Origin of the sequence: Raineyella sp., from assembly GCF_034933565.1 — a bacterium.
Classification (GTDB): Bacteria; Actinomycetota; Actinomycetes; order Propionibacteriales; family Propionibacteriaceae; genus Raineyella.
Genome location: NZ_JAYFNG010000006.1, coordinates 1 through 13,530 on the forward strand (window position 1 = coordinate 1; position 13,530 = coordinate 13,530).

Consider the following 13,530-nt stretch of genomic DNA (forward strand, 5'->3'; position numbering starts at 1 on the left):
ACGACACGAGGACCCCGGAGAACCGCAGCCCGGCAGCGCCAGCCGGCCCTTCACCATGCCCCCACACCACACCGACCACCGGCGGGGACGACGACATCGCATGACCTCGCCTCACCGACACTCATGAAAGACCGGGGCTAGCATGGCCAGCGCGAAATCGAACCCCGCCCGAGCGACCCTCCGCGCTCATGCCGCAATGCCACGAGAAAGGCTCTCCCGGTCAGCTTCGGTCTCATTCTGTGCGTCGTGGGAATGCTGATTACCTGGTCACCCCGTCACCGTGACAGCATGCGTTGGCGGCACGGCGGCGCGGATCGGCTGCTGCCTCTTGTTGGTCTTTCGGAGCCTCCGCATTGTCGTCGGAAGCCTGTCGGTCGCGCTCATCCAGTAGCCGACCGGTGAGCTGATGACGTTCATCGGGGGCTGGTACCCCGACTTTGTCGCAGGATAAGGATGGTTGCATGCGAGGGGAGACATGAGCGAACAGGCCGGCAGCACATCGCATAGCAGCGTGCAGCACCTCTGGCCGTCGCTCGGTGACTGGGTGCAGCAGTCCACCGTCGCCCCTGCACGCCCAACCATCGGTGCGATCATCTCCGTGCTGCTCTGTACCAGCTATCAAACGCTCCTCACCGCCCGCCTACTGTTCGCCGGCACCACGCTCGACGGAAACGCCTACAACTTCACCCGCAACTGGTACGGGGCGCTCATCGTCGCGTTCATCGCGATCGGCGCGGCAGTGCTCCTCATCTGGCGATCTCGGCAGCCATTGACCGTGCTCCTGATCGAGTGCACCCTCTATGCCATGGCCTCGGCTGCCGGAATGAGCAATTACCTGGTGTTCCCGCTCCTGTTCGCTCTCTTCAGTTGCATCGCCCGCCCTCCCGTCCGGCAGATGATCGTCGGGACGGGTTCGGTGTGGGTGGTGATGACGTTCAACGTATTCGTCGCGCCGACGTCGGCGGGCTTCGCAGTGGAATACCTAAGTCAACTCCTCACTGCGCTTGCCACGACTGCGCTGGCCGTCGCCACCCGCAGCATCCACGGTTGGCAGCACTCCCGGAGACGTGCTCTGGAAGAAGCACGCCGCTCCGAGAAGCTTGTTCGACAGCGCGCTCGAGCCGTGTCCCGTACGCAAATCGCCGCCAAGCTGCATGACAGCGTCGGACATGGCCTGACGACAATCATCGCTCTGGCCGAAGGGCTGGCGGGGACTACAGGCGACGCGGAGATTGACGAGGCCCTGGCCGGAATCAATTCGGTGGCCAGAGAAAGCCTGAAGGACACCCGGCAAGCAGCCCGGGCTCTCTCCGGCTCCGACGAGGGTGCCGCCGCCGAAGAGTTCGTGAATGCCCCGCCTCCAGCTGACGACGCATCCCCAGGCCCTGTGGCGTCGCTTCACGAGTGGGCCGAGATCCTTCCCGTACTCGGGCACGTTCGCTCTCTCGGCGTGACCGTAGTCTTCACCGAAACCGGCCGACGCTCCTCGAACATGCATCACGCCGACCTGTGCTTTGCCATCACACGAGAGGCCATCACCAACGCGATGCGCCACAGCGACGGACTGCGGCAGCTCGCCGTGTCCTGGGATCACGATGCCGTCCAAGAGACAACCGTGACAGTACGGAGCATCAGCGGCACACGGGTCGGGACGACCGACCGTTCGGCTGTATCTCCGCCCGGCACCGGGTTGTACCGACTGCAGCTCACCGTGGAAGAAACCGGCGGGACAATGTCCTATGGATGGACCACCGACGATGAGTGGGTGGTGAGGGCAGTCGTGCGAACCGGCGGTGACACCGCTATTGCGACACCTCCGAACCGCGCCGACCCTCCGGAGGAGAACCCGTGACGGCCCCCAGCGAGACAGGTATTTCCCGGATCAGCGTCATGCTGGTCGACGACCAGCACTTGGCGCGCACGGGGTTCTCCCTGATGTTGCGAAAAGCACCTGATATCGACATCATCGCGGCGGCAGGAGACGGGCAAGAAGCACTCGACGTCATCGCCCAGCGAGCACACGGCCGCAGCGGCCTCCCCGATGTCGTGCTCATGGACGTGCGGATGCCCCGGATGGACGGCATCGAGGCGACCCGCCGGATCGCCGGCGCACACCCGTCCGTCAAGGTTCTCGTGCTCACGACCTACGACGAGGACGATTATGCGTTCGGTGCTCTTGCCGCCGGTGCCTCGGGTTTCCTCCTGAAAGACGTGCGCACTCCACAACTCATCGCGGCTATTCACTCCGTCGCCCAGGGGGACGCCATCCTCACCCCGAGAGTCACCAGACAGGTCATCGAACGCGGCGTACCGCGCGCGCTTCCGGCAGCTCAACGCGAGCACATTCGGGCCCTCTTCAGCACTCTCAGCCCGCGCGAGGCAGACATCGCGCGACTAATAGCAGACGGGCTCTCCAACGCCGAAATCGCCGACCGGCTCGTCATCCAGCAAGCATCAGTCCGCCGGAATGTCAGCAGGATCCTCGCCAAGCTCGGCCTCCGAGACCGCGTGCAGATCGCCGTCGAGTGGTACAGGAGCGGCATGTAGCAGGAATCTCAGGGTCCTTGTCGAAGTGCAGTTCCACAAGGATAGGAAGACGCAGATGGCCTCCTCACTGGCACGCTCTTGAGGTTCCTGAATGCGGGTTCTCTGAGCTGGGTCGCCCGAAGCCTTACCAGGCGATCGTCATTCCGCCCCTCACGCTCGGTATCTGACCTGTCCACCAGGAGCACAGCGTGACCTCGAGACGTGCTCCGGGCCGTCAGCGCAGGTCCCGGCGGAGCGGTGCGAGCACCGCGACGCCCGCGGCGACCAGGGCGTAGCCGACGAGCACCACCGCGCCGGCCAGCTGAGGCCGCAGCGGCACCGATCCCAGGGACGTCTCGGCGGCGACCGCCTCCGTGAGGAACGCGAAGCACGTGAGCGACACCGTGGCGTCGCCGGGAGGGTACAGGTACAGGACGTTAGGGTCTGAATCCGCCGGATTCGAGCAGGTAGCAGGCGTTGTAGAGCGAACAGGGCCTGGATGCGTTCGGTGAGCAGATCGATGCCGATGTGCAGGGTCTGCCGGGCGGTGGTCAGGCGGGCGACCACGAGTCCCTCCACGGTCCAGCGCAGCCCTCTTCGGGACAGCTTCGCCCTGGGCCCGGCCGCCTTCAAGGTATCCGGACGCCACGCATGGCCGCACAGCTCATCGTCGTGTCGGAGGCGCTGGCGGGCACTACGTGAGCGTCCACCGCCCAAGGCGCCGCCCCGCTCGTTTCCGGGACGACCCCGCACGCGCTACTCCGCGCCGCCGGCGCGGCGCGGAGTACGGACCTGCCAGGCGACCGCGACCACGAGCAGTCCGACGGCGATCACGAGGAACGTCGTCGGCATTCCGACCGCGCCTGCCACGGCCCCAAAGCCGGCTGCACCGATCGGCAGGGTGCTCATGATCGCCACGCGTGCGGCGGCGTTCACACGACCGAGCAGCTGCGGGGGTGTGAGCCGTTGCCGCATGGTCACCAGGGTGATATTGATCAGCGGCGCACTGAGTCCAAAGCAGAGCTGGGCGGAGGCGAACAGGACCAAGCCGCCGTACGCTGGCGCCAAGAACAGCAGCACCGCGCCTGCCGTCATCAGGCAGAACGACGCAAACACGATCCCGCGCTCGCCGATCCGGCGCGTGAGCCACGGGGCCAGCGCCGCCGCGGCGAGCGCCGCGCCGCCCTCGAGTGTGAGCGCCAAACCTAGCTCGGCCGGCGACATGCCGAGCAACTGCACTGCGAACAGCACCTGTAGCGCCATGGCGCCCGCAGTGAACAGGTTACTGGCGGAGGCGGCTGTGATAACTAGGCTGATCATCGCGCTGCCCCGGATGAAGCCGATCCCTTCCCGGATTGACGCCACCATGCCCTGGTTCACGCGCGGTTGCACCACGCTCGCCTCCGGCGCCCGCCACAACGGCGCGAGTAGGAGGACGGCGACCGCGAAGCTTGCCGCGTCGACAAGGACCGCGGTCGGCGCCGATAAGGCGGTTACAAGAAGGCCCGCCGCTGCGGGCCCGAGCAGCTGCGCGACGGACCTGCTCAGTTCAAGTCTGCTGTTCGCCGTTGCGAGGTTCTCCCGGGAAACGGTTTGCGGTAGGTATGTCTGATAGGCCACGTCGAAGAAGACGGCGCCGATGCCTGCGGCAAACACCACGGCCAGCAGGATCGGCACGCTCAGCATTGAGGTGGCGTATGCAACGGGTATCAGCGAGATCAGCACGAGTCTGACCATGTTGCTGGCAACCATGATCCATACCGGCCTCCCGCGGTCGACGTACGCCCCGGCGAGCAGGCCGAAGACTACGATCGGCAGCCAGCCTGCGGCCGACAGTAGACCCATCGTCGTGCTCGATGCTCCCAGCTGCTGCACGGCAACAAGCGGAACGGCGACGAGCGTTACCTGCGTGCCGACCAGCGACACGCTCTCCGCCCCCCCCAGAGCGACCAGAACCGCCTGCCTACTGGCGATCCTGAATGCTCCGTATCGACCTCGAATGCGGCCGGATCAGCCATGCGTCAGTCCCCTCCAGTACGTAAGGTTGATCGACCGGCGAGGTGTCACTCTTGCCGCGAGCGAGGTCCTTCACGGACGAGTGGGCGCTCGCTGCTAGCGCATCTCATAGTTGCAACAACTCGTGAGATTGACTTACTCGCCGCGGCCGTGCACCGGTCTTGCGTTCACCGGGGGCTCTCCGACCTCGTGGATGGTGTGGCCGCTGCAGGCCGTCTTGGTGACGCTGGCCCGCTCGATGCGCGACACGGCGAACCACCGCATCGCGTCGCGCAGGCGGCACCACCCGACCAGGTACCACCGGCCGTTCGTGGAGGCGAACAGCACAGGCTCGACGTCACGGGTGGTCGTGGCGCCGTTCCCTGATGTGTAGCGGATCCGGATCACCCGCTGCTCGGCCATCGCCTCCTCCAGCCCCGACCTGATTGCGCGCGAGGAGGAGGGAGACGAGTTGACCCAGACGCGATGGGCCAGCTCGTCGGCTTGCGCTCGGGTCCTGGGATCAAGGACGTCCATGATCTTCCGGATACCGGCTGCTGCCAGATCCGCGTAGGGGGCATCGGGTGCGGCTGACACGGCCGCCATGAGCGCCACGGCCTGCGCCGGGGACAGGCTGACGGGCGGCAGGGACGCGCCTTTGGCCAGTCCATATCCACCGCCCGGGCCCGGGCGGGACCAGATCGGCGCGCCGCTGTTCTCCAGCGCATCGAGGTCTCGCTTGACGGTGCGTACGGACACCTCGAACTCTCGTGCCAAGCGTTCGGCGGAGACGCCCCGCGCGCCGCTGCGACGCAATATCTCGGACAGGGCATGAAGACGTTCGGCTCGCCTCACTGTTCAGGCCTTGGCAAATTCATGACATAAATAGTGACACACTCTTGTCCATCGGGGCTGGGAGGGTTGTCACATGACAACTACTACGAGCAGTCCGACCATCATTCTCATCGCCGGTCATTGGCTGGGAGCATGGGCATGGGACGAAGTCCTTGAATACCTCGAAACTAACCACACTCTCGCAGTCGCGATGACCCTGCCCGGTCTCGACGGAGACGACGCCGACCGTGCGGCGAAGACTCTCGACGACCAGGCAGCAGCGATCCGAGACGTCATCGCCCAGCACGGGGATCAGCCTGTGATTCTCGTCGCGCACAGCGGGGCCAATGCCCCCGTCAGCCTCGTCCTCGACCGCTACCCCGAGCTTGTCCTCCGGGTGGTATGGGTCGACTCCGGGCCCGTGGCGGAAGGCAGCGTGTTCGCTCCCGACTTCCCGGATGAGTCGGAAGAATTGCCGCTGCCGTCGTTCGATGCCCTCGGGCAGCAGGCGAGCCTCGAAGGCCTGAGCGCCGAGGCCCTTGAGCGCTTTCGGGCGAAGGCCGTCCCTGAGCCTGCACCAGTGGTTCGTCAGCCTGTCGAGCTCGTGAACGAGGCCCGCCGCGGCGTCCCGACGACCCTGGTGTGCTGCTCGATCTCGGGCGAGCAGGTGATGGCGCTGGTCCAGGCGAGTCACCCGATGTTTGCCGAGGTCGCGAACCTCGAACACGTCGACGTCATCGACCTCCCCACAGGGCATTGGCCGATGTGGAGCCGACCACGCGACCTCGCCGGGATTATCGACTCAGCGGCGTCCCGCATCGACTGAACCGCACACGCACCTGAAAGGGGTCAGCCGAATTCGGCTGACCCCTTTCCTCGCCACCGCCCGCTGCCGAAGATCACGATCGGGAACCGGCCTGCGGCCGACAGCAGACCCATCGTCGTGCTCGACGTGTCCAGCGGTTGTACGGCGACCAGCGGAACGGCGACGAGCGTGACCTGCGTACCGACCAGCGACAGATTCTCCGCGCCCACCGCACCGACCATGGACCGCCGAGGGTGGCCGCTGATACCCACCGCACCATGACCACACTGAGCGGACGCAGCAGCTAGCTCAGTGAGTCGGCCGTGCTCCCCACTGCTCCCCGGGTGTCCCGGGACTCCCTTTCGCGCAGATAGCCGGCGAGGCGATCTCCCTCGATGTCGAGATTCGGGAGCAGCTTGTCCAGCCAACCCGGGATCCACCATGCCGCCTTCCCGAGAACGGCCATGAGAGCTGGGACGAGGGTCATGCGGACGAGGAAGGCGTCGATGAGGATGCCGACGGCCAGGGCGAGCCCGAACTGCTTGACCATCCTGTCATCACTGAAGATGAATCCGGCGAAGACGGAGACCATGATGATCGCTGCGGCGACCACGACCCGGCTCGCCTGTTCGAAGCCGTGGACCACGGCCTTTTTCCCTTCGTAGCCATGGACATGCGCCTCCCGCATGGAGCTGACGAGGAACATCTCATAGTCCATCGCAAGCCCGTAGAGGATGCCGGTGACCATGATCGGCAGGAAGCTGAGGATCGGGCCCGGCGTGTCGAATCCGACCAGGTCCTTGAGCCAACCCCACTGGAAGATCGCCGTCATGATGCCGAACGTGGCGCTGATCGTGAGGAGGAACCCGGCGGTCGCTTTGATCGGGATGAACAGGGAGCGGAAGACGACGAGCAGCACGAGGAGCGACAGGACGACAATGATGGTGATGTAGAGCGGGAGGACGTCCGCCAGCTTCTCGGAGATGTCGAGATTGATCGCGGTCAATCCCGTGACGCCGATGCTGGTGCCGGCGACACCGGTGAGCGTTCCGGTGTCTTCACGCAGCGCGTGTACGAGAGTCTTCGTTGATTCCGCTTCGGCACCTGCCACCGGAATCACTGAGAAGAGCGCCAGCGACCCATCCGGAGAGATCCCCATCGGCCTGACAGTCTCGATCGAATCGTCCTGTTTGAATGCACCGGCGATGCGGGGCAACTGTGCGGCGGCGAAATGTCCGCCCTCAGGGGCACGGACGACCGAGATCAGCGGAGCGTTGTATCCCGCGCCGAAGCTGCGCGTGATCGCGTCGGCCGCCTGACGTTCCGTCGTGTCGTGGTTCGCGGTGGCGCCGCTCGGCATGCCGAGGGTCATCTGTGACATCGGGACGGCCGCCACGCCGAGGAGCGCGATCACTCCGACGATGACCACCCATCGCCCCTTGACCAGTGCCGAGGCGTAGTGATGGGCGAGGCCGTGTCGTTGTTCGTAGCTGCGCTGCTGTTCGCGACGACGCGTACGAGCGCTCAGGATCCGCTCTCCGATCAGACCGAGGAGGGCCGGCAGGAGTGTCAGGGCGATCAGCACGGCACAGAGCACGGTCGCGGCAGCCACCAACGCCATCGTCGTCAGGAACGAGATCCTGATCAGGGTGAGCCCGCTCAGCGCGATGATGACGATCAGGCCCGCGAACGCGACGGCACTCCCTGCCGTTCCCAGGGCCCGGCCGGCGGCCTCTTCCGCAGCGAGCCCCTCGCGCAGGATGAGGTGCCGCTGCCTGTTCACGATGAACAGGGCATAGTCGAGGCCCACCGCGAGCCCGATCATGAGCGCGAGCACCGGGGTCGCACTCGTCAGTTCGATGCTGCCGGACAGCGCGAATGCTCCGCCGAGGCCGATGGCGACACCGATGATCCCGGTGACGAGCGGCAGACCGGCAGCGCTCAACGACCCCAGCGTCAGGACGAGCACCAGTCCTGCCACCAGCAGTCCCAGCGCTTCATGACCGCCGAGCGGCGGCTTCTGGGGCTTCAGCGACTCCGTCGGCAGGGCCGTGAGACCGGTCGCATCGGCCCGGTGGGTGGCGATCCCCACGACGTCGTCGACCACTCCTGCCGGGAGATCTTCGACCTGTTGGGTGAATTGGATCTGCATGAGGGCCACTGAGCCGTCGGCAGACACCAGTACTCCTGGGGCGAGCATGCCCTGTTGCAGCAGAGCCTGCTGCAACATCTTCTCCTGATCGGCGGGGCTCGGCTTCTGGCCCGGCCGTCCCCCGGCGGGTGATTGCGCCGGACCTGTCCCGGTCGTTGCTCCAGCGCGGGACGGGTCCGTGACCCGACCGTCCTGGGGAGCTTTCGAGGTCAGGGCCGAGGTGTCACGCTCCACGACGAATTCGTTCGCCGAGATCTCCTTCATCGCCGAGCGGATCGCCTCAGCGCGCTCTCCGCTGTCGAGGCGCTGACCTTCCGGGGCCGTGAAGACGATCGTCCCTTGACCACCCGAGGTCTCGGGGAACTCGGTGCGGAGCTGATCGATCACCGCTTGACTCTGGGTGCCGTTGATCGTGATCGCTGAACTGATCTTCGCATCGCTGGTCACAGCGAGCCCGACGACACCTGAAAGGATGACCAGCCAGGTCAATATGAAGACCCAGGGGCGGTGATATGAAAAACGCCCCAGGCGATAGAGGAAGATTGACATCAAGAGACCTTTCTGGCATGCCAAAATAACGTAGGGGTATCACCTACGTCGGAGATTGTGAAGATCAGAGGCCGGATCTGAGCTTGGCGAAGACTTCTTCCACGAAGTCTTCGAGCGATGTTCCGGAACAGGGTTCCGCCACATCGATGAAGGCGATCAATGCGCCGTACGCTGCCCCGACCATGATGGGCACCGTCCACTTCGACGTGGCGTCACCTGCCTGTTCCGTCACCACCGCCTGGGCGGTCCGCCGGATCTCGCCGTGCAGGTTCTCGACAAACGGCCTCAATGCCGGATATTTTCTGGCAAGGTCCCGAAGGCCGACGAGAAGATCCAGCATTCCGCCCGAGAGCTGGTGGAGCGCCAGACGTCGGACCCATTCCAGCAGAGGAGTTTCCGGCGGAACGGTCGGCATCGAATCGATTCCGTCCCGGAGTTGCTCGATCGCGAGAGCGGTGACCGCTTCTTCTTTGCATGAAAAATAGTTCGCGAAAGTTCGCCGAGAGACACCGACGGTGTTCACAACGTCATCGATGGTGAACCCGTCGAGACCACGTTCCGCGGTGAGATCGAAGGCAACCTTTGCGAGGGCGTGTGCTGTCTGCTTACGTTTCTGGTCCCTCAAGCCGCCTTCCACCATGCCGGAACCCTAGCAGCAAAATTGCCGGTTGGGCAAGATTGCTCAATCGGCATCGACCTCTGGGGGATGTTGTGGTGTCGGTACGCCACCGCCACCGTGATGCCCGGACGTGTGGTCATCGGCGCGGTTCCGCGGTCTACTGCAGGTATGGAGCGTGAGCAGCCACCCTCCCCCGGCGCCGACCAGGTCGATCCGCGATGCTCCGTGGACCGGCTCCTGCGTGACCTGCGCTCGTCGCGCCGAGGGTTGACCGGCCGGGAGGCCGAACGGCGCCAGGTCGTGTACGGGCCGAACGTGCTGGCGCGACGCGGGGGTCGGGAGTGGCCCAGGCAGGTGCTCCGGCAGCTCGCTCAGCCGCTGGCGCTGCTGTTGTGGGTCGCCGCCGCGCTCAGCTACGTCACCGGGTCCGGCGCGCTGGCCGGCGCCATCGTGGCGGTGATCCTCCTGAACGCCGGCTTCGCCCTCCTGCAGGAACGCCATGCGGAACGCGCGGTCGAGGCACTCGCGGCCTATCTGCCGCTCACGGCCAGGGTGATCAGGGACGGTCAGGAGAGCGAGCTGGACGCCCGGTCGCTGGTGCCGGGCGATGTCATCGTCGTACGTGAAGGGGACCGGGTCTGCGCCGATGCGCGGCTGCTCGCCGGATCGGTCGAGATGGACATGTCCACGCTCACCGGCGAGTCGCTGCCGGTGCTGCGGAGTCCGGAGGCCGGCTCACTGGGGGAACGACTGCTGGAGGCCTCCGACATGGTCTTCAGCGGGACCAGCTGTACGGCAGGTGACGCGACGGCGGTCGTCTTCGCCACCGGGATGCACACGGAGCTGGGCAGGATCGCGGCCCTGTCTCAGCGCACCGGGCACGAGAGCAGTCCGCTGGAGCGACAGGTGACCCGCGTGACGCGGGTGATCGCCCTCGTGGCGGTCGCCATGGGGGTGGCCTTCATCCCCGTCGGGACGCTGCTGGCCGGGCTGCCGCTGGCCGACACGCTGAAGTTCGCGATCGGGCTGCTGGTGGCCAACGTCCCTGAGGGACTCCTGCCCACCATCACCCTCGCCCTTGCCGTGGGGGTCCGGGTCCTGGCCCGCGAGGGCGCGCTGGTGAAGCGCATCTCGGCCGTCGAGACGCTCGGCTCGACGAGCGTGATCTGCACGGACAAGACCGGGACGCTGACCATGAACCGGATGCGGGCCGTGACGCTGTGGACCCCGGACGGCGGCCCGGTCGCGCTCGACGGTGCGGTCCCGACGGCCGTGGCGGGATCGGGCGCGGCGCGGCTGGCGATCGCGGCGGTCGCGTGCAACAACGCGCAGATCGCACCCGACGGGACCGAGACCGGGGACGCCACCGAGCTCGCGTTCCTCCACGCCGCTGCCTCACTGGGGAGGCCGAGCGACCCCGCGACGTACGTCCGGGTCCAGCAGTTCCACTTCGACCCCGGACTGCGCCGGATGTCGACCGTTGACGACAGCGGCGGGCAGCGCTGGCTGCACTGCAAGGGGGCCCCGGAGGAACTGCTCCGGATCTGTACGGCGATGGCTGCCCCTGACGGGGGCTCGCGGCCACTCACCGACGCTGACCGGACCCGTGTGCTGGCGATGGTCGACGACTGGGCCGAGCACGGCCTGCGGGTCCTGGCGGTGGCCGAGCGACGCCTTCCGGAGGGCGAGATCGACGAGCTGACCAGGTCACAGGCCGAGCAGGGTCTCACCCTGCTCGGCCTCCTGGCGCTGCTCGACCCGCCTCGCCCGGCGGTCGCCGACGCCGTGACGCGGTGTCACACAGCGGGGATCCGCCTGATCGTCGTCACCGGGGACCACGGTCTGACGGCCCGCGGGATCGCGGCCCGGGTGGGGATCGGCGGCGACGACGTACGGATCGTGACCGGCGCCGAGCTGGACCACATGCCGGAGGCCGAGCTCGACGACCTCCTGGCGACCGAGCGGGAGATCATCTTCGCGCGCAGTTCACCGGAGGCCAAGCTGCGCATCGCCGACGCCCTGCGCAGCCTCGGCCACGTGGTCGCGATGACCGGGGACGGCGTGAACGACGCCCCCGCGCTGCGCCGGGCCGACATCGGCGTCGCGATGGGGCGCTCCGGGACCGACGTCGCGCGCGAGGCCGCCGACATGGTCCTCACCGACGACGACTTCGCCACGATCGTGAGCGCCGTCCGTTCGGGGCGGCAGGTCTACGACAACGTCCGCAAGTTCATCGTGTACATCTTCGCCCATGCCACACCGGAGGTCGTGCCGTTCCTCCTGTACGCGGTGGCCGGCGGCGGGATCCCGCTGCCCCTGACGGTGATGCAGATCCTCGCCGTGGACCTGGGCACCGAGACGCTGCCCGCCCTGGCCCTCGGCCGGGAACCCGAGGAACCAGGAACGATGGAACGCCCACCGCGCAAGCGCGGTCAGAACGTGATCGACGGGCCCATGCTCGCCCGCGCCTGGGGCCTCCTCGGGGGCGTGTCGGCCGTCCTCGTCGTCGGCGCGTTCCTGACGACCCTCGTGGCGGGCGGGTGGACCTACGGCGCCGACACGAGCACCGGTTCCCTCCACGACGTGTGGGTGCAGGCCACCACGATGTCGTTCCTGGGGATCGTCGCCTGCCAGATCGGGACGGCCTTCGCGGCGCGGACCCAGACCGCATCGCTGCACCGGATCGGCATCGCCACCAACCGGCTCCTGCTGTGGGGCATCGCCTTCGAGATCGCCTTCTCGGCGGCCATCGTCTACATCCCACCGCTCCAGGAGGTGTTCGGGACGGCAGCCCCGGAGCCGCGGCAGCTTCTCCTTCTGCTGCCCTACCCGTTCCTCGTCTGGGGAGTGGACGAGCTGGTGCGCTACGCCCGTCGCACACGACGCTCGGGGTCCTCCTGATCCGGCGGTGCGGACGGCCGTCGCCGACGTCGGTTCCTGACCGGCTGGTTTCGGGGTCCCAGGTCTCCTGACCCTGCTGCGGCGAGCCTTCGCCGACCCACCGTGGTGGCAGGTCCGGTAACTACAGACCCGTACGTGCGGGTGATGACTTTTGGGGGGGGATGTCATCGCCACACGTACGGGTCGACCGGACTTGGTCATGCGACCAAGAGGGGCGGCGACATCATGTCATGCCTGACCGGCCCGCTTCAATGCGGGACGGGACGGTGCGACCAACATCACAGGCGCCGGAGCGTGATCGGTGGCTTCTGCCCACTGAAGGTCAGGTCAGAGGTCGCGGTGGACCGACTGTCAGGCCAGAGGTCGCGGCGGGCGTACAGCCGGTCGGACAGCAGGGTGGAGGCGGCCGGGAGCGCCGGACATGCCGGATCCCCGGCACCGATCCCTGAACACTGTTCACCTACTGAACGGTGTACAAGTCCGGGTCGTGACCCACCTACACTCTCGGTGTCCGTTCCACGACCCAAGGACTCGACGTGGCCAACAACCGCACCCCCGCCCGTGACCTCGCACTGATCGCCGTCTTCGCGGGCGTCACCGCTGCCCTCGGGCTCATCCCTCCGCTGTACGTCCCGCTGTCCCCCGCGCCGATCACGCTGCAGACGTTCGGGGTGATCCTGGCGGGCACCGTCCTGGGCGGCCGGCGCGCTCTCCTGTCCCAGTTGCTCTTCATCGCCCTGGTCGCCCTCGGCCTGCCGTTGCTGGCCGGCGGCCGCGGTGGCATCGGGGTCTTCCTCGGCCCGACGGCCGGCTTCCTGGTCGGCTTCGTGGTCTGTGCCGGCGTCATCGGCTGGGCGACCTGGCGCAAGGGTGCGCCGTACTCGATCGTCTGGGGTCTGGTCATCAACATCCTCGGTGGCATGGTGCTGATGTACGCCCTCGGCATCGCCGGCATGATGGTCATCGCGCACCTCTCCCTCACGGCCGCGCTGCTGGCGAACCTGCCCTATCTGATCGGCGATCTGATCAAGGTCATCGCCGCGACGCTGATCGCCAAGGGCGTCCACGCCGCCTACCCCGGCCTGCTGCCGTGGCGTGGCGCGAGCGCGGAGCCCGCCGAGGCGGCCCACGACGTACGGGCCTGAGCCC

Annotated in this window: 11 protein-coding genes; 5 read left to right on the plus strand and 6 right to left on the minus strand. The window is 66.9% G+C overall.

The annotated features are described in order from the left end of the window. Positions 1-475: 475 nt before the first annotated feature. Both VB059_RS01700 and VB059_RS01705 read left to right on the plus strand, forming a co-directional pair. Positions 476-1,852, plus strand: a complete 1,377-nt coding sequence (locus VB059_RS01700) for a sensor histidine kinase (RefSeq protein ID WP_323420293.1) — start codon at positions 476-478, stop codon at positions 1,850-1,852. Further along, on the plus strand, positions 1,849-2,547 hold the full coding sequence (locus tag VB059_RS01705) for a response regulator transcription factor (protein ID WP_323420294.1): 699 nt from the start codon (positions 1,849-1,851) through the stop codon (positions 2,545-2,547). Before VB059_RS01700 ends, VB059_RS01705 begins: the two co-directional genes overlap by 4 nt. Before the next feature lie 214 nt (positions 2,548-2,761). Here the strand turns inward: VB059_RS01705 and VB059_RS01710 are convergent, their stop codons facing one another. The 3 genes from VB059_RS01710 to VB059_RS01720 form a co-directional block, all read right to left on the minus strand. Further along, positions 2,762-2,929 carry a hypothetical protein gene (locus tag VB059_RS01710; protein WP_323420394.1) on the minus strand — a complete coding sequence of 56 codons (168 nt, stop codon included), beginning with the start codon at positions 2,927-2,929 and terminating at the stop codon, positions 2,762-2,764. A gap of 353 nt (positions 2,930-3,282) precedes the next feature. Further along, positions 3,283-4,527 (minus strand): MFS transporter, encoded by a 1,245-nt coding sequence (locus VB059_RS01715; protein ID WP_323420383.1) that lies wholly within the window; start codon positions 4,525-4,527, stop codon positions 3,283-3,285. A 150-nt stretch (positions 4,528-4,677) separates the two neighbouring features. Next, positions 4,678-5,376 carry a YafY family protein gene (locus tag VB059_RS01720; RefSeq protein WP_323420295.1) on the minus strand — a complete coding sequence of 233 codons (699 nt, stop codon included), beginning with the start codon at positions 5,374-5,376 and terminating at the stop codon, positions 4,678-4,680. A 73-nt stretch (positions 5,377-5,449) separates the two neighbouring features. Between VB059_RS01720 and VB059_RS01725 the strand changes: the two genes are divergently transcribed. Next, the gene (locus VB059_RS01725) at positions 5,450-6,181 is read left to right on the plus strand and encodes an alpha/beta hydrolase (protein ID WP_323420296.1); all 732 of its coding nucleotides are present in this window, start codon (positions 5,450-5,452) and stop codon (positions 6,179-6,181) included. 23 nt (positions 6,182-6,204) lie between these two features. On the opposite strand, the gene VB059_RS01730 is transcribed toward VB059_RS01725, so the two are convergent. The 3 genes from VB059_RS01730 to VB059_RS01740 form a co-directional block, all read right to left on the minus strand. Then, positions 6,205-6,402 carry a hypothetical protein gene (locus VB059_RS01730; RefSeq protein WP_323420297.1) on the minus strand — a complete coding sequence of 66 codons (198 nt, stop codon included), beginning with the start codon at positions 6,400-6,402 and terminating at the stop codon, positions 6,205-6,207. 62 nt (positions 6,403-6,464) lie between these two features. After that, a complete protein-coding gene (locus VB059_RS01735) occupies positions 6,465-8,861 on the minus strand; it encodes an MMPL family transporter (RefSeq protein WP_323420298.1) in 2,397 nt (798 codons plus the stop codon). A 64-nt stretch (positions 8,862-8,925) separates the two neighbouring features. Continuing rightward, positions 8,926-9,501, minus strand: a complete 576-nt coding sequence (locus VB059_RS01740) for a TetR/AcrR family transcriptional regulator (RefSeq protein WP_323420299.1) — start codon at positions 9,499-9,501, stop codon at positions 8,926-8,928. 147 nt (positions 9,502-9,648) lie between these two features. Here VB059_RS01740 and VB059_RS01745 point away from each other — a divergent pair, with 147 nt between their 5' ends. Together VB059_RS01745 and VB059_RS01750 are read left to right on the plus strand one after the other, a co-directional pair. Beyond that, complete coding sequence (locus tag VB059_RS01745) at positions 9,649-12,381, plus strand: cation-transporting P-type ATPase (protein WP_323420300.1); 2,733 nt, start codon at positions 9,649-9,651, stop codon at positions 12,379-12,381. A gap of 536 nt (positions 12,382-12,917) precedes the next feature. Further along, complete coding sequence (locus tag VB059_RS01750; protein ID WP_323420301.1) at positions 12,918-13,526, plus strand: biotin transporter BioY; 609 nt, start codon at positions 12,918-12,920, stop codon at positions 13,524-13,526. Positions 13,527-13,530 lie beyond the last annotated feature (4 nt).